16 protein-coding genes are annotated in these 17089 nt (G+C 60.7%); 14 read left to right on the forward strand and 2 right to left on the reverse strand.

The features are described 5' to 3' along the window. Positions 1-370: 370 nt before the first annotated feature. Entirely contained in the window at positions 371-826 is a 456-nt protein-coding gene (locus BB28_RS24490) for a cupin domain-containing protein (RefSeq protein WP_075874232.1), read from the forward strand. Here BB28_RS24490 and BB28_RS07980 read toward each other — a convergent pair. After that, entirely contained in the window at positions 813-2027 is a 1215-nt protein-coding gene (locus BB28_RS07980) for an MAB_1171c family putative transporter (protein ID WP_046253107.1), read from the reverse strand. The genes BB28_RS24490 and BB28_RS07980 overlap by 14 nt on opposite strands. 523 nt (positions 2028-2550) lie before the next feature. Then, positions 2551-2943 carry a helix-turn-helix domain-containing protein gene (locus BB28_RS07990; protein ID WP_225422010.1) on the reverse strand — a complete coding sequence of 131 codons (393 nt, stop codon included), beginning with the start codon at positions 2941-2943 and terminating at the stop codon, positions 2551-2553. Positions 2944-3201: 258 nt separating this feature from the next. Between BB28_RS07990 and BB28_RS07995 the strand changes: the two genes are divergently transcribed. The 13 genes from BB28_RS07995 to BB28_RS08055 all read left to right on the forward strand — a co-directional run bounded on the left by BB28_RS07995 (position 3202) and on the right by BB28_RS08055 (position 17003). Beyond that, positions 3202-3429 (forward strand): hypothetical protein, encoded by a 228-nt coding sequence (locus tag BB28_RS07995; protein ID WP_046253109.1) that lies wholly within the window; start codon positions 3202-3204, stop codon positions 3427-3429. Continuing rightward, positions 3426-4679, forward strand: a complete 1254-nt coding sequence (locus tag BB28_RS08000) for an ATP-grasp domain-containing protein (RefSeq protein WP_052740158.1) — start codon at positions 3426-3428, stop codon at positions 4677-4679. The genes BB28_RS07995 and BB28_RS08000 overlap by 4 nt, the downstream gene beginning before the upstream one ends. After that, positions 4676-5929, forward strand: coding sequence for a Coenzyme F420 hydrogenase/dehydrogenase, beta subunit C-terminal domain (locus tag BB28_RS08005; protein ID WP_081252227.1), 1254 nt, complete (start codon positions 4676-4678; stop codon positions 5927-5929). The genes BB28_RS08000 and BB28_RS08005 overlap by 4 nt, the downstream gene beginning before the upstream one ends. Before the next feature lie 77 nt (positions 5930-6006). Beyond that, positions 6007-7290, forward strand: coding sequence for a 3-phosphoshikimate 1-carboxyvinyltransferase (locus BB28_RS08010; protein ID WP_157889429.1), 1284 nt, complete (start codon positions 6007-6009; stop codon positions 7288-7290). Next, positions 7287-8612, forward strand: a complete 1326-nt coding sequence (locus BB28_RS08015) for an ATP-grasp domain-containing protein (RefSeq protein ID WP_064393439.1) — start codon at positions 7287-7289, stop codon at positions 8610-8612. The genes BB28_RS08010 and BB28_RS08015 overlap by 4 nt, the downstream gene beginning before the upstream one ends. Next, positions 8609-10168 carry an ABC transporter substrate-binding protein gene (locus tag BB28_RS08020; RefSeq protein ID WP_046253111.1) on the forward strand — a complete coding sequence of 520 codons (1560 nt, stop codon included), beginning with the start codon at positions 8609-8611 and terminating at the stop codon, positions 10166-10168. Before BB28_RS08015 ends, BB28_RS08020 begins: the two co-directional genes overlap by 4 nt. A 136-nt stretch (positions 10169-10304) precedes the next feature. Further along, the gene (locus BB28_RS08025) at positions 10305-11606 is read left to right on the forward strand and encodes an MFS transporter (protein ID WP_046253112.1); all 1302 of its coding nucleotides are present in this window, start codon (positions 10305-10307) and stop codon (positions 11604-11606) included. Continuing rightward, on the forward strand, positions 11603-12205 hold the full coding sequence (locus BB28_RS08030; RefSeq protein ID WP_046253113.1) for a DinB family protein: 603 nt from the start codon (positions 11603-11605) through the stop codon (positions 12203-12205). The genes BB28_RS08025 and BB28_RS08030 overlap by 4 nt, the downstream gene beginning before the upstream one ends. Continuing rightward, positions 12202-12912 (forward strand): SDR family NAD(P)-dependent oxidoreductase, encoded by a 711-nt coding sequence (locus tag BB28_RS08035; RefSeq protein WP_052740163.1) that lies wholly within the window; start codon positions 12202-12204, stop codon positions 12910-12912. The genes BB28_RS08030 and BB28_RS08035 overlap by 4 nt, the downstream gene beginning before the upstream one ends. Then, positions 12909-13673, forward strand: a complete 765-nt coding sequence (locus BB28_RS08040; RefSeq protein ID WP_075874210.1) for a creatininase family protein — start codon at positions 12909-12911, stop codon at positions 13671-13673. The genes BB28_RS08035 and BB28_RS08040 overlap by 4 nt, the downstream gene beginning before the upstream one ends. 110 nt (positions 13674-13783) lie before the next feature. Further along, on the forward strand, positions 13784-15019 hold the full coding sequence (locus BB28_RS08045) for an aspartate aminotransferase family protein (protein WP_157889430.1): 1236 nt from the start codon (positions 13784-13786) through the stop codon (positions 15017-15019). Further along, positions 15016-15834 (forward strand): PhzF family phenazine biosynthesis protein, encoded by an 819-nt coding sequence (locus tag BB28_RS08050; protein WP_046253115.1) that lies wholly within the window; start codon positions 15016-15018, stop codon positions 15832-15834. Before BB28_RS08045 ends, BB28_RS08050 begins: the two co-directional genes overlap by 4 nt. 251 nt (positions 15835-16085) lie before the next feature. Continuing rightward, a complete protein-coding gene (locus tag BB28_RS08055; RefSeq protein WP_157889431.1) occupies positions 16086-17003 on the forward strand; it encodes a GNAT family N-acetyltransferase in 918 nt (305 codons plus the stop codon). Positions 17004-17089 lie beyond the last annotated feature (86 nt).

Genomic DNA, 17089 nt, shown 5'->3' on the forward strand with positions numbered 1-17089 from the left:
GTTACCACTGAGCGCCAACTCGGCGTGCGGCTGCCCGAGTAGTTGATCCAACTGCTCCGTTTGCGAACGTCGGAGTGCTGCGGATTTACATGCCGGAGTAGCGGAACTCCAACACCACCCACCCCCTCGTCCGCGGCATCGGCTCATGTTCAGATCGCTTCGAGATGGCCACCTGGTGGCATGAAGACCCGGATTTCCATCAGATGGCAAGCGCGACTTGGCCGCCGAGTAGTTTCGACGTTCGATCCCTGATACAGGTGTGGAGGCGGTGGAATGTGGTTGTGCTTGAAGAAGTTTCCGGCCGCCACCAGTGCTGCTAGCCTGTTTGAGCGATAGCTGTTGTGACGTGACTGGCGGCCCCGCGGCCGGGATTAGGGAGACTGCGCTAGTGGACGAACAGATTCCTGATACTGCACGAATCCTTGGATTAGCTCGACATCCGGAAGGCGGGTGGTATGGAGAGACGTGGCGCAGCGATGTCATCTTCGAAGTCCCAGGCCGCGGGCATGAACGTCCGAGTGGTACGGCGATCTACTTCCTACTCACGCCGGGCGACAAGTCACGTTGGCATGTAGTGCGCTCTGATGAATTGTGGTTTTGGCATGCGGGAGGCCCAATTGAGATGGTTCTCAATGCAGCAGGACCGGATTCTGGCGACGAGGCTCAGTCGATAACCCTGGGACCAGATGTGAGGGCCGGACAGCGCCCGCAGGTTTTGGTTCCTGGGGGGATTTGGCAAACCGCTCGGCCCGCGGGTGACCACGAGGTACTGGTGAGTTGCGTGGTGTGTCCTGGTTTCGATTTCGACGACTTTACGCTTGCGTAGTAGAAGAGATCTGATCTTGCCTCGGCGTGTTACGTGATTCTCTGAGGAATTTGCCGAACTGGGCGGGAAATGGCGAGGTATAGAAGAAGGTTACCTTGCTCAGGTGAGCGGCTTCGGCAGACAGGCTTGAATTCTGTTGGGGTTGGTCCTGATGTTCAGCGAAAGGTACGCGGCCCTGCGATCTGTTGCGTAACGCCGATGCGATCCAGCAGGCGGCTATGGCTGCGGGGGCGGCAGCCTCGTCGAGACCCCGTAATTGCGCGTAGTGGCTCGCTGCTAATAGTTCCGGGGGAGCAACGTAGCGCTTTAGTTCCAAAATCCCGTCTTGGATCTCGATAATTTTCCGGTACAATCCCTGGCGTTGGTCTGCACTCGCCAGGAATAGATACAGAAAATAGCCGCGTGGCTTATTCAGAGTTAGGCCTTCTATGTTCTGGGTGAGGTCCCGCCAGAGTGGGTAAAGCCGCGACAGCCAGGCAGTTTTACGGATGAATCGTGAAATTAAATTCACGATCGGGACAGAAGCCGCTGCCCCGTACAAGAGTGCTTCGGCGCCTCTGACTAGTGGGAATAGATGTGTGATTGAATTAGAATGGGTAAAGAAATGTAGCAATGACAGGAGCATCAGTAGCGCCGCCAGGGCCGTCCCAGCCGAGAAAAGTAGCAAGGCCGCCTTCAATGGTGAGGATCGCGTCCTGAGGAAGCAGCGCCAGCAGATATAGGCACACCATGTATTTGCGATGAAATGGTACAGAAGGAGGACTAGCCAGTAGGCGACGCCTGCGGTGGAGCCTTGGGACAAACCGGTCAGCGTTCTCGGATCAAAATAGCAGTTGATCAGCAGCAGCACCGTGGCGACCAGGAACGCGGCGCCATATGTCAGACGGGCATACGTAGCTTTCCCGAGTACGTTGAGTACAAAGCTAAAGATTGCCGCCGCCGCGAAGAGCCCGACAACGTCCGCGAAGATGTCACGGTTGGCGCCCAACAGATCCCGCCCAACAAGGCATGTGGCAAATTCGTAGATAACGGTGATCTGCACGCTCATCGCCGAGGCGCCCAGCAAAAGAGCTAACCAAAGACTGCGCTGGCTCTGCTGTCGAATTGATGGAATGCGTAAGAGTACAACGAGCCAGAGGAAGCCTACGCAGAGAACCTCGATAAACTCCGGGATGGAGATACCGTATTCCCGTTCGGTCACGGTATTCCCATTGCTCCGCTCGCTCGACGCGCCAATTGATCGGTTTCTCGTTCGTTGCGGTTTTGCCTGGAAGAGTGATAGAGCAGGCCAGCGAAGAACTCTGCCTCTCGTTCCTGCGGAGTAGAGTATGGCGTGGTCCGCGCAAGCGCCCGACGAATGAGCTCAGGCTTGAGGTGAGGAAGGATCGACGAGAGCCCGTTAGGTATGTTGAGACCCTGATGGCCACAGACCATATGGCCGACCTCGTGCAAAACGAAATGCTTGTGGTGAAGGCTGCTTGCGCCCTGCCTGACAAAGATATAGTCAGTTGTCTCAGTCGCGACCCACAGCCCGCACGGAATAGAACCGGCACGGGTATGGGGTAGGACCTCGATGTGCAGGGGACGCCCCCTGAGCGCGGAGAGCCGGGAAGCAAGATCGGGCACCGTCCATGTGGCACGCAAATCCAACGTACGTGCAAGACTTCTGCACCGCTGCTTCAGGTTCATTTCCATGAACGCTTCCTCCCCGTGTTTTGGATCGTCTATTGAGACCCGTCGACTTCCCGTTTTGCGATGACTTCGAGCATGTCGGTGATGGTGGTTAATCCTGCAGGCGACAATTCCAATGCGCGCAGTGCGAGGTGCTGTACTCCTGCATTGCGTAGCGCCCCAAGAAACTTGAGCTCAGAGTCGACTTCGGCGCCGATCTGTTCGTCAAAGAAGTAGGCCACAGGAACTTGGAAGAATTCAGCTAGGGCCTCTAGATGCCGTTTCGTCGGATTGTCGCGCCGACCTGTACGGAGTTGCCACAGGTAGGTCGCCGAAAAGCTCTCGCCCGAAAATTCTCGGCAAGCCCGCGCAACCTCTTCGTGACTGTGTTGCTCGCCGCTTTCACGCCGAATGACATCGAACAGACGGTCTATCTTCCGGGCCAAAGGCCCGTCTTCCTGGGGTTTCGACAATCCTAACGCTCCCGATCTCGGTCCTGCCCTGTCGCAGGATGCTGAGGGCGGAAACACTTGACAACTATAAGCCAAGATGGACGCCGCTGCGCGCATGATGATTTTTCAGTTGCCCCACATCGCGCGGCATGTGTAGTGTCTCGATATCAGCTGATATGAATGAAGTAGAGATGCGCGAGTCATCTGAGACTGCACGATGTCGTTGCGTGACTTAACTGAAGGCGGGGACATATGGGCAACTACATGCTCAGGGTGGTCATCAGCTGCTCGAACGAGAAGAATTTCGGGCAGCTGATTCAGGTAAGGGAACTTCTGCAAGGTTGCGCGATCATGGCGCAAGTCGTCAGCGCCAACGATTGCCGCCGTGGAGCTGGCGGGTCCTCGGCCAGTCGTTCACACTCCGAGATCCGTCAGCGACGAGCCCGCGAGTTCGTGCTGAGTGCGTCCGAGTTGGCATGACTGTCGTGGAGATGCCTATCAGACTTCTGGTGGTCGGCGGCGGTTCGGAGTTGCAACCGCGCCTGCGACGGATCGCCCATAACGTGGAAACGGCGGTGCTCTGCCGGGCGTCGGTGTTGCCGTGGGTCCACGAACTCGGAGAGAACCGCGCCGTCATCGTGCTAAATGATGAGTTGCCGGTGGCGCAGTGGATTGATGCCGCGAAAGCGCTTCGTGAACTTTGGCCGTTCGACAATGTCGTCTCGTTCGCCGAGATCGATCAGGATCGCGCCGCAATGATCGCGTACTCGCTCGGCATCCCATTTCATGCAGCTGAGACGATTACTTGCGCTCACGACAAGCTCGCGCTTCGGGAACGTCTGCGCGAGGCTGGGGTTGAAGACGTTCCTCATGTGCTGATTCCAGACGAGGCCGCGTTGTATCGCGCTGTCGAGGAGCTCGGCCTGCCGCTCATAGTTAAGCCGCAACGGGGCCGCGCGAGCGCGGGTATCGCGGTGGTGGAATCTCTGGACGACGTACCGGGGGCCTTCACGCGTGCAGCCGACGCGCGTGCGCCACGTCTTCAACCGTCTCCTGTACTCGCAGAGCGTTTCATCATAGGGCGTGAGTACAGCGTCGAGTCGCTATCGCATCGAGGCCGACACTTCGTCCTTGCGATCACCGGTAAGCACACGGATCCGAAATCGAAGGTGGAACTGGGACATGTAGTTCCAGCGATAATCGACGGTGCCACCGAGAAGGCGATTCTGGCCCATACTCGCGCAGCGTTGACCGCGATAGGCGTCGAGAGCGGAATCACTCACACCGAAGTGATCGTGTCTGTGGACGGCCCGATCATCATCGAGACGCATCTGCGGCTAGCCGGCGACGATATCCCGCTCCTCGTGCAGGACGCGACGGGCATCGACATGACGGAGCTTCTGCTCCGCCAGCTAGTCGGCGAAGACATTGCAGCGATACCCGAACTTCGCGCCCGCGTCGAGCGACCGCAATATCGCAGCGCTGCTGGAATTCGCTACCTCGTGCCGCTCGAGGATGGCGAGTTGGTTGGCGTTGAAGGCTGGGATGCCATCGAAGGTCTCGACGGCGTGGTCTCCGTCGAGAATGCGGCCGAGGTGAGTACGCAGATGAAGGGGCTCGAGAGTTCGTACTCGCGTCTCGGCCACGTTCGAGCTCAGGGCGCGCACAGCCCTGCGGTCGAGCAGACCCTAGACAAGGCTGTTGCGTCGCTGAAGGTGTTGACGCGATGAGAATCCCAGCAACTTCGTCCACGCTGCCAATCAGCACCATACGCCCAGGAAGCGGGGGATTCTATGATCTACAGAAGGCTGTGCTGGAAAAGGAATTGTGCGCCTCCTGCGGTGCGTGCGCTGCCGTATGCCCGACCAACGTGATCCACGTCGACGCCGACGAGCCAGTCCCTTCGCTCGTCATCTCAAGCGATGTTGGCGCCGTGTGTGGGAGTTGCACGCTCTGCTTGGATGTCTGCCCTGGGAGCGAAACGGGCTCCGGGACTTCCGAATTGCGTATCTTTGGCCGAAACCGGACGGTAGATGAGCGCTGGGGTGGCATCACTAGCCGCGTCCTGATAGGAAAGGCGCGGCCGACCGAAATCCGGGAGGCGGCATCGGCTGGAGGAGCTGCCACCGCCATGCTGGTGGCTGCGTTGACAGCTGGGCGAATCGATGCGGCCCTCGTTATCGGACGAGATGAGAATCGCCCGTGGGTGCCCGTCCCACGCCTGGTGACGACTGTAGAAGATATCGTCTCCTGCGCCCAGGCGAACTATTGCATCACTCCCAACCTGCAGTTGCTCGGAGACACGGCGTTTGAGCGGGTCGGCGTAGTAGGGCTCCCGTGCCAAATCCAGGCGATACAGAAGATGCGCAATCTCGATGCTCTGCCGCCGGCGGCCTTGAAGGTCGCCTTGCTTATAGAGATCGCGTGCTCATCCAACACCCGTCGCGCCGGAACCGAGCATCTCATCAAGGATCGTCTGAGTGTCCCGCTAACCGATGTCACTGGTATGCGCTACCGGTCCGGCAACTACCCGGGGCAGTTCACTGCCTGGCGAGATAATGCGGACCCCGCGACTCTGCCATTCCACGAACTAGTCCGAACGTTTACCGCCTTCAAGACGCGTCGCTGCTTGGTGTGTCCGGATTGGTGGAGCGGGCTGGCGGATGTCTCCGTCGCAGACGGGGACCCCAACATCTTCAAGACGAGCCGCTCCGGCGAAGCGGCAGATGCGACGTCTCTAGTGGTCACACGCACCGAGGCGGGTGACGATCTCGTCGATCTCGCTGTGTCGGCGGCTACGCTCGATGTCTTTCCGGCTGAGTTTGCCCCGGAGAAGAACCTTGGTCTTCAACGTAAGCGTCAGCGATACAACCGGCACCGTCGGGCTGACCCGAGCGCAGTACCGAATCCTCCTAGCGAGGAGGCAGTTGAGCCCGCCTTGATCGAGGACGCCGAAGTGATCGATCGGTTGAGCCAATGACTGCTGTGACCGCCCAGAATGGGTTACCCACAACGATTCGCGTCGGTTCTCGAAAGGCAGCCGCAAGCGAGCGACAGATGACCGGTCACCCCGACAAGGCAATTAGCCAGCGGGCGACGTTAGTGGCCGCCATCGCCAACGGGCGCTCCCTCATTGTCAATCCGGCCCACTGCCGCGACATGGTTCACAACGTCGCGGCGATCCGGACGCTCGGCATCGCCATCGAGGCGACAACGGTCGACGGGGTGGGGGCTTTTGTGGTTGACGGCGTCTATGCGCACACACTCTGCCGGCAGAACGTCGTCATCGAAGCCGGCAATAGCGCGACGACCGCACGTATGCTCATCGCGTTGCTTTCCGGAGTGCCTGCCTCCGGCACGATCCTCGGCAATGAGCTGCTGAGCAGGCGACCGATGACCGAGGTAGTTGAACCTCTCCGAGCATTGGGTGCCGACATCGCATACAGGGCAAACGTCGGTACGCTGCCCGTGCAGGTGAGGGGTCAGCGCCTGTCCGGGGGAGCGGTCGAGGTGAAAGTCGATTCGGCGCAGCCGGTTTCCGCCATACTTTTGGCCTCGACGATGGCATCCGGGCCCGTCCGTATTGAGAGAACAGCTATCGCTCGCGACCATACTGAGCGACTGCTCCGCTGGAGCGGCCTAGATGTCCTCGAGACTCCGCAGAGCGTGACTGGATACCCGGGGCGTCCCCACGCGTTTGAGATGCGAATTCCCGGCGACCCTTCTGCAGCCGCGGTGCTTGCGGCTCTTCACCTCGCAAGTACGGACGCAGACGAGCAACTGGCGATCGACGACGTCTGCTTGAATCCCCGCAGGCTTGGCTTCTTCACGATGCTGCGCGATCTCGGAGTCAACGTGCAGTTAGAAGTGGACGCGGTGAAAAACTCACCCGAGGATGTTGGGACCATTACCGTGCAGCGGGCCGGGCCCTGGCGCGGTGTCACAGTGCGATCGTCCCAGCTGATTCAGAGCGGCATCGACGAACTCCCACTGCTCGCGGCACTCGCAACACAAGCGAGCGGTCCCACCGTAATCGCAGACGCAGCCGAAATGCGTGATAAGGACACCGACCGCATCAGCGAGACGGTCACGCTATTGAGAGCATTCGGTGCTGAAGCGGAAGCGACTGACGATGGGTTTGTTGTCCAGCCATCGCAGCTGACCAGCCCGCCACACGTCGATCTGCCCGCCGATCACCGCATCATTTTCGCGGCGATGGTGCTGGCTGTGTTAGCCGGCCCGGGCACAGTGCTGCTCGGAGTGGACGCGGCGGCGACATCCTTTCCTGGTGTATTCCGCAGTCTGTCAACGTTTGTGGAGTGGGATGAGGTGCGCATATGAGCGGTGAACGTCAAACTGGTCGCGAGCGCGTTCCGCTGCTTGTCGTAGATGCCCCGGGCGGACCGACTCCTCAGTTTTATAGCCCGCGGCTCACCAGTGCATTCGAAGTCCATGTCGTTGCACTCGCGGGTCAAGATGATTCTTCTACGCAGCGCCGCCTGGAACCACTGTCAGGCGCTGGCAGCGTCGTTGTCGTCGACGATCCGAACGAGGTTCGCGCGACGGTCGCTGCCCAAGCGATCGCTATAGGGGCGCACGGAGTTGTAGCCTTTAGCGAACGCGTGGTTCAGGCCGCGCAGTTTGGCGCGCTGGACGCGCACCTGCCGAGCAATGCCGAGCCGACACTGATCGCTTTGCGAGACAAGGTACGTCAGCGGCGCATGTTCAGGGCGGCGTCGATCCCGACTCCTCGCCAGGTTGTTATAGACGCCGACACGGATTCAGATCAGATCGCGCTGGCCTTCCCTCTTCCGGCGGTTCTGAAGCCAGTGGCGGGAATGGGAAGTATCGGCACAGTCCGCATCGCCGCACTGGACGACCTGGCTGCCGCGGTCCGATCGGTGCGGCAGATAGTCGAATGCGACCCGCGTACCGCGCACCTCACCCCTCAGCTCGTGCTCGAGGAGGAGCTACTGGGCGATCCCGAAGCGACGCACGGAAACACTCGCGGCGACTATGTTTCGGTCGAGGCGCTGACGACAGCGGCTGGTACGAGAATTCTTGCTGTACAAGACAAGCTTCCACTCGCTCAACCGTTTCGCGAGACTGGCGACCTGATGCCAACAGTTCGTGAAGGCGAAGAACTCGACGCGATCATCGAGTGTGCTCAGGGGGCTCTATCTGCGCTCGGGATAACCTTCGGCGTCACGCACACCGAGATCAAGCTCACCGCTGAAGGACCTCGGATCATCGAGGTGAACGGTCGTCCGGGGGGTGGGGTATGCGAGATGCTTGCCCTCGCAGCGGACTACGACCTGGTACTACATCAAGCTCGCGCTGCCGTTGATGTCGATTACTGCCCGCCAGAGGTGAAATTTCGCTCCTTCGCTGCCTATTTGAGCCCGCAGCCACCGCTGGGTCGTTGGCGTCTAACGGCAGCAGCGTCGCGCCAGGACCTTGGACGTGAGCGCGCTATCGCAGAAATCTGGGAAGTCCAGGCAGTCGGTGCGGTTGTAGACGCACATGACGGAACCAGTAGCAATCTACTGCGGCTCTTGGCAACTGCCGATTCGCAGGATGAGCTTGCCGCGCTCGGCAGCCGACTCAGTAGCACCGACTACTTCAAATTGCTCCCGGCCGCGGATGAAAGGACCACGCGATGACCCGTCGACCTGTCCGTGTCTTCATCGGGGAACCTAGCTCGATTGACCCTGCATGTGCGTTCGAACACGATGGCACGCTCATCATGAGATTTCTCGCCGATCCGCTCGTCGACTTCGAACCCGATACCGGAGCGCTGCGCCCCGCTGCAGCCCGCAGCTGGGCGGTTGACCCCGACGGGCGGCGGGTTGTTTTCGAGTTGCGTGAAGGTGTCCGTTTCCACCACGGACGCACCGTTGTCGCCAGCGATTACGTCTTCGCACTTTCGCGGGCAGTCGACCCGCGCACGGGATCGAAGCTCGCTTACCATCTCGCCGTGATCGAGGGATACGACGAGGTGCGGTCAGGGGCGGCGACAACGCTCCGCGGGGTGTCCGCGCTCGACGACACCCGACTTGAGATCCGTCTGACCGAGCCATTCCATGAAATTGCTGCGGTTTTCGGGCACCGGATGACCTCAGCCGTGCCTCACGAGCTCATCTCTGGCGATGCTGCGCATTTTGCCGCAGCCCCGGTAAGCACGGGCCCATACCGAGTGACGAGTCCTTGGCAACATGGCGCCGGACTGCGCCTCGAACGCTTCGAAAGCTACTACGGCCTCAACGGTGCCCACTCAGACGGCGGAGCTGGACATGTCGCCGCGATCGAGTTCGTCATCTACGACGACATCGAGGACGCCTACGCGTCGTGGCACGACGGCCGACTTGACATCACCAAAGTCCCCCCGGGACGCATCGCCGAGGCAGAAGCGCTGGGCGAACAATTTCGTAAGACCCCGTGCGCGCTCATGCAATACATAGGACTCCCAACGGAAGTTCCTCCGTTCGACGACCCCCGGGTACGTCGCGCAATCGGGCTTGCCATCGATCGCCGCAGTATTCTCGATGACGTTTTCCTTGGGACGCGGCCGATCGCTCAGCGGATCATCCCGCCGATACTCTCTGACGACGACGACGCCGACCTGACTGGCGTGAAACATGACCCCGCCGAGGCTCGCCGTCTGCTGAAAGAGGCAGGCGTGACGCATTCCGTCACCACCTCGTTCCGTTACAACGCCGGGCTTGGTCACGACGGTTGGGTCGAGCGCGTGCTTGACGACATCAACCTTGCCCTCGGCTGGTCGCTCACCCCACAGCCTATGGAGTGGCGCGACTTCCTCGTCTGGCTCGGCGAGGCCAACGAGCCGTTCCGGATGACCTGGGCGATCGACTATCCGTCAGTCGATAACTTCCTCTATCCGCTCCTGCACTCCCGGTCCATCGGAGATGACAACTTCACCCGCTATCGCAGTGCCCAGTTCGACCGTCAGATTGATATTGCTCGTGCAACCGCATCGCACGAAGCGCGAGTGGCTGCATATACGGCGGCCGAAAGAATCGCATGCAGGGACCTGCCCCTGATACCACTTTGGTTCGGCGTCCAGTACCACGCCGTACAGAATCGCGACCTGCTGATGCCGGAGGTGCCGGTCGACATATTCGGCGAGCCTGCATTGCGTTCGTTCCGTTTCCGGGTTGGCCATAGCGAAGCGACGCAATCGGGACTGGGCACTCGATGAGCACTGACATCAACGGCGACAGCATCACACCTGGCGGCTCGCACGCGGTCCTCAACACCGCGCGACCCCTCCCAAAAACGGCTCAGGACAACGCCGTCCATGCAGTGATAGTGCTCTCGGCGATGGTCTCTCGCTCGTGACTCCCACCGAAGTTCATCCTGGCCATGCAGCAGAGCCGCGGCTTGCCCAGCTATCCGCCCCCGCAAAGATCTACCTCGTCGCCTTCACAGTCACTAACGCTGGCGTTGGCGGCTTCACACTCGCCATCGGCCTGACGTTATTCGCCGCGACTGGGTCAGCGGCAGCATTCGGAATCGCTGTGGCTGCAGAGTATTTACTCGGCTTGGCCGGTCAACTCGTCGGCGGCAGCATCTTAGACAGACTGCGACTACTTCCGGTCGCCCTGGTATGTAACACCGCCCGCGGTGTAGCCGTACTCGTTGGCGGGGCGATGGTCCTCGCGACTGGGAAAGCCGCACCAGCAATCATCGTGTTCCTTTTGGTCAGCGTCCTTCGCCCGATCTACCGTTCGGCAAGTTTTGCTCTCGTAGGTCGCGTCTGCCACACCACAGAATTGGTTCGAGTGAACAGCATCCGCTTCGGTTTGCTCCAGATCGCCCAGCTGGGTGGGCTGGCCGCGGTAAGCGGACTGAACGCTATCGCTGGCGCCCCCTCAGCACTGGTTGGAGTGTCTGCACTGTTTCTTCTCGGTAGCGCGCTGCTACTGCGCCTTCGTCCACATGTACAGCCGCTGGAAGCGCGAGAAAGCGCCCCCCAGGACGCAGGTTCAATAGTTCGATCGATCATTGGCCCTTGGCGAGAACTCGGCAGCGTCATCCGTTCGGTGCCGACCGTGATAATCCATTTCGCGGTAGGCGCAATACCGGCTCTCGTGACGTCAATCAGCATCGTGCTCGTGGCCCCTGTCAACAGTGCCTTCAACGGAGGATCACTCGGTATTGCACTGCTGGACGGCGGCGAGACCCTTGGTGCACTCGGAGTGGTCTTCTTCACGCGGCGGGCTCCTAGCGCGCGCCTGCCAATGTTGCTGGTCGCGTCAGTCATACTCGCAGGGCTCGGGCTAGCCGGCGTTGGGATCTCTTCCAGCCTTGCCTTCGCGACAATCGCGTTTATGGTGCTCGGTTTATCAGCCGCGCTCGGCGGCAGCGCGACCGACACCATGCTCCAGTTACGTTCTGAACCGCAGATCCTCGGCCGGATCGCGATCGCCCAAGAGTTTGCGACCTCGCTCCTGGCGGTCCTATTCCTACCCACGTTCGGGGTCCTCGCGACCAGCATTGGTTTCGGTAAGACTGCGCTGTTCTACGCCGCGGTACTTGCCTGTGTCTTATCTCTCGTCCTACTAAGCCTCGCGCTTTTTCGGAGTCATCTCTTCAACGCCCCGCTCGCCGTCACAAAGTCTGGAGAACTGTCATGACCGTTGACCTTGCTGTCCTTCTCGACCAACTCGTCGATTCGGCCGACGATCCTGCGCTGCGCGCGCAGGCGGTGAAAGAGCTTGCCGCCCAAGAATCGACGCCCGGCCAACGCAACGCGTTCGAAATCGTTCTCAGCGGCGGAGGAGCCCATGTTTTGCAATTGCTGCGAGACGCGCCTGCACAATTCCGTGGCATCTTCAACTCCCATCCAGAAGAAACCTGGCGTCGTTCACCTGCAGAAGGCGAATGGAACGCTGTGCAAGTGATCCATCATCTAGCCGATAACGAGGCCGTCAATGCTGTGAGGATCCGCTCGATCCTCACAGAGGACGAACCCGAGATTTTCGGATACGACTCCGACCCCTGGACACGGTTCTTCGATCTGGAGTCTGTCGATGAAGCCCTACATCGCTTCGAGATTCTGCGGCTCAACACGGTTCGCCTGGTGGAATCGCTGTCGGAGGGGGATCTAAGTCGTCGAGGGGTACTTTCCTACCGCGGAGCAGAATCTGTGAGGGTTCTTCTCGCCGTGCTGGCCGGTCACGATCTCGACCACGTCCGCCAGATGACTGCCGCGATGGAAAGCCCGGCTGCGTGAGGCGAGAGTACGCAGTCGTCGCTGGTGGAGCGGGCAATCTTGGAGCGCAGATCTCCCGCGGGCTGCGGGCCGGCGGTCTCGACGTTGTCGTCCTCGACCGGGCAGAGTCGGCAGTTGATGGCGTCGTGACAGTAAAACTCGATCTAGTCGATCACGCACTGGTGGGCAGGGAAATCGAGGCACTAATAGCAGGTCGCGGCGCTCCGTCCGTTCTTGTCAATGCCCAAGGCTGGTCTCCCAAGCCTGACACCGGGATCAGTCCTGGAAGCGTCGGGACTGAATTGTTCAGCATGGTCGTCGACATCAATCTCACAAGTTGCTACACAACAATGCGCCACATCGTGCCTGCGATGGCAGAGGCGGGCGTCGGCAGAGTAGTCAACATCAGCTCTGCTGCCGCCTATACCGGCAGGACGACCGCGACAGCAGGCTATGCGGCAGCGAAGGCAGGGCTCGACGCACTGACACGCTCATTCGCTGCGCAGTACTCCTCACAGGGTGTTCTGATCTGCGGGGTCGCACCAGGCAAATTTGGGTCGCCGGGGTGGCTGGATGACCGGACCGCTATTGATCGTTACCTCGGTGAGATCCCGATCGGCCGACTCGCGACCGTGGACGAGGTCGCCGATGTCGTGGAGTTCTTTGTCCGGTCCAACACCTACATCACAGGCCAAACAGTTTTAGTTGACGGAGGAAGGCTCTCGTGATCGCACATTCATCCGACCAGTCGCTGTATCTATCTAATTTGAGCTGGACAGCATTCGAAGCGCGCGCCAGGTCGATTCCCTACTGGATTTTGACTACGGGGAGCATAGAGCAGCATGGCCCCCACCTTCCGCTCATGGCCGATGCGCTGGTAGTTGAACGCCTTGCCGAGATTGCCGCTGCGCGTGACGGATCGCTCATTCTTCCAGGAATCCGGGTCGGCGCTTTGCACGCATTCCGCGAGTGGCCCCATATCCGTATCGACTCGTCGCTGCTGATTGAGCAGGTTATTGCGTACGCGGCGCCCGCGCGCGCGTATGGCAACCGGCTGCTCTTACTGAACGGTCACGACGAGAATCACGAGCCGTTGATGGTCGCTGCACGGACGCTCAGCAGTGAGTTCGGCACGGACGTGGTCGTTGTCGAGTGGGCACAGCTCGTAACCGATGTCATCCGTAACAATTCGACGTCGACCTCAGAGTCTCACGCCGGAGAAGCGCTTACCTCGCTTCTTCTGCATTGGTATCCCGAACACGTTGTGAAAGAACGGATCTCAGCTGGAGCTATGCCCGCTGGAGGCGTTTTGGCCGATGACTTGCACGTCGAAATACTTGCACACAATCCGCAGAGTTACACCAGGGACGAGGTGCCGACCGGTGTTCTCGGGGATCCCCGCCCAGCATCTGCGCAGAAGGGCGCCCTGATCGCAGATGCGCTCGTCGAACGGATCGGCCTGTTAGTGAACGAGCGGAGATGGCAATGATCGACACCAGCGGCGTCGCAGATACGGCCCCATCATCGGGTTTGCCGAATGAACCACACGCGGATTCGATCACCGTTGCCACGAAAATGGAATCCCCTTCGATGTCTGCTGTGGCTGACATTGGGATCGCAGTTGACTCGGCCCAAGGCTCTTTCCTTGTCGACGAGATCGGGAGAAGCTATATGGATCTGACGTCCGGGTCGGGAGTGCTCGCGCTTGGGCATTCAGCGCCGGCCGTAGTTGCTGCCATGCAGGCCCAGGTCGGCAGCTTCGTGCATGGCGGATGGCAGCTCACCTCTAGCGCGCGAGCAAGGCTCACCGAAGCCGTTGCGGCGCTTCTTCCATGGCCGGATCCGGTGTTGCTGTTTTGCACGACCGGCACTGAGGCCGTCGAAGGTGCCCTCAAGGTTGCGCGAGCGGCGACTGGCCGCTCACAAGTGTTGGGGTTCCTGGGCGGATACCACGGCAAGACCGCTGGATCGCTCAACGTGACCGCCAATGCCGCGTTCCGCGCCGGGGTGACGCAAGTACCCGTCGCGGGGCTATCACTGCCGTATCCTGCGGCACCCGGTTATCTCGATCCAATGGCCGGAAGCGAGCCAACTGATGAGATGCGGACCCAGTACGCATACGGTCGGGAAATCCTTGACCACCCGGACTTCGGCGCGGCCGACGTCGCCGGGCTGATCATTGAAGTAGTGCAGGGCGCTGGCGGAATGCAGGCCGCAGCGCCCGGCTTGCTCGAGGAGCTGCGCCAGTACACTCGGGAGCGCGACATGCTGCTCATCGTCGATGAGATCTTCACCGGTCTCGGGCGCACAGGGCGACTGTTCGGCATTGATCACGATGCGGTGATACCGGATCTGATGGTGCTCGGAAAGGCACTCGGAGGTGGGTTGCCCTTGTCCTTGGTCGCAGGTCCACGCGAGATCATGGAAAGCATTCCCGCGCTGGCGCAGACCAGCACATTCTCCGCCAATCCGGTCGCATGCGCGGCAGGCCTCGCCGTTCTCGAACGCCTTGACGACGAGCTACTACAAGACGTGGTAACCCGTGGAATCGAAATCAACAATGCCATTACATCTCTGGACGTACCGGGAATCTCACTTCGAACAACCGGTCGCGGACTAATGATGGGCATCGTCGTAGACGACAGCACACCGACTCCAGGGAATGCGACGGCCCGCGTGATGCGCCGAATGCAGCATGCCGGTGTGCTCGCTCTACGGGGGGGCCCCCGCGGTAACGTCATCAAGCTGACTCCACCACTGACGCTGTCCCGAGCCGAGTGCTCCAGAGCCACTGACATCGTGGCTACGGCGCTCGAAACAGAGGCACGGCGATGATCGCCGGGTCAGCAGCGAGGCCGCTGTGGTGGGGTCGCGTTTTCGTCGACGGGGTCGTCGGCGGCAATCACACGGTGGTACTCAACCCTGGCGCGGTCACGGACCCGGCAGTCGCCGCACAGCGCCTCGGCGTTCCGGACACCGCCGTCGTAGTGTCCTCCGACGAGCGAGGCGTGCTGTTGCGCACGTTCTCTCCCGTCGAAGAGCTCGGACAGTGCGTCCAGACGTCGCTCGCCTCAATTGTCGCACTCGATTTACCGTCTGGGCGGTCACACGATGTACGGCATTTGACCACCGAACCGCTACAAGTGGAGCGGGAGGGCGATCTGGTGTGGGCTCACTCGGGATCAACTGATGCCGACAGCCACGAGGAAGCGAGCACGACGCCGCGATGGCTCGTCGAGCAGATCGGCCATGCGGATGCCGTACGAGTCGGCGGCACCCGGCCGCGACTCCTGGTGCGGTGCGATGACATAAACGCCCTATCTGGTGCTGTGGTCCCTGCCGTTGCAGTCCGAAATCTGTGCACCGAGAGCAGGCTCAACGGCCTAGTGATCTTCGGTGTCCATGAAGCGGGAGTCCGAGTGCGTGTGTTCACGACTTCCCTTGCCGGCGCTGAGGATACCGCGACCGGCGGCGCGGTAATGTCTGTCGCCAGCCTCCTCCGCCGTGAGGGCGTTCGCGCCGAGATCGCGGTCCGCCAGGGAGGCACGGACTTGACACAACACGGACATCTGCGGCTTCGCATCGACGATCGGATCGCCCTCGGCGGTGCAGTGTTGACGTTAGCGCGCGGTCGGGCGGTGGACTCGTGAGCCCAGATACAACACGGCAAGAATCGTGTACCGAAACAGACGCGCTGCGGACGGTGGTGATGCACAGCATCGACGAACTGTCAGAAGAGCGGATGGCCGCGCTGCAGATGGAAGGCCTTTACGTCAGCGCGCGATGGTTGAGATACTGCGAACGAGCTCCCGGGTCCAGCATGATGTATGTCGGGTTAGAGGATAGGCGAGGCCGACTTCAAGGGCTGTGCGCACTCCGGCGAGTAGCGGACCCCCGCACCATGGATCTCTACAACATAGGCAGTTTGATCATCGAGGAACCGGAGCAGGCGCCGTTCGGGGTTTTCCCTAATCTCGTCGCAGCCGTCTCGGGCGCGCACTGCGTCCTCCTGCTACCGCCAGTCGAGAGACACGATCGGGACGTGTTGCTACAGCGCCTCGTAGAGGCCATCGCAGAAGTGGCTCGCAGCGAAGGCTACCTAACCATCGGCTTCCTCTACCTCCAGGATCGGGCAGACGCGGACGTAGTCGCGGCGGCACTCGGGTCTGAGCGCCCCTTCCTTGTAGATCTGAATACCGAGCTCGTCTGCGATGCCGACGACTTCGAGGGCTATCTGATGTCGTTGCCGTCGAAGTCTCGGGCGAAGCGGCGGCGCGAACGGCGGCGGTTCCTGGACTCCGGCCTGCAGGTGAGCGTTGAACACGGCACCGCCCGGTTGGACGAGCGCACCGCCGCGCTGCAACTGCAGCTTCGCGAGAAGTATGGCGTCAGCGGATCTATCGAGCAGATCCTGGCGGACTACGCGTCGCTGCGCGCCACCGTCGAGGACGACATCCGAGTCTTCCTGTGTTCACGCGATGGAAAACCGATCGGCCTCACGATGTGCCTGCTCGACGGCGAGCGGATGCATGTTCGGTTATCTGGCTTCGAGTACTCAGCGCTCGGTTCCGACTTCGTCTACTTCAATACGACGTTCTACGAGCCGATCAGTTGGGGCCTCGCGCATGGCATCCGGACGTTCGTTTTCGGCACGGGCACCTATTCAGCGAAGGCTGAGCGCGGCTGTCGGCTTCTCCCCAGCTATGGCGTTGTCAGGTGGCCATCGGGCTTGGAACTTCAGGCACAAAGCGCGTTGTCTGAACGTGATGGGCGTTTACGTGAGCTGGCCGGTTACCCAGTCGTTGCCGTCGGCGATTAGTGGAAGTCCCCGCCTCAAGTCGGATCGAAGGCCAATACTAGCAATGTGGTGGTCGCGCTTGTCGACGCGATTCATCACTCTTCGAA

This window comes from Mycobacteroides chelonae CCUG 47445, from assembly GCF_001632805.1.
Classification (GTDB): Bacteria; Actinomycetota; Actinomycetes; order Mycobacteriales; family Mycobacteriaceae; genus Mycobacterium; species Mycobacterium chelonae.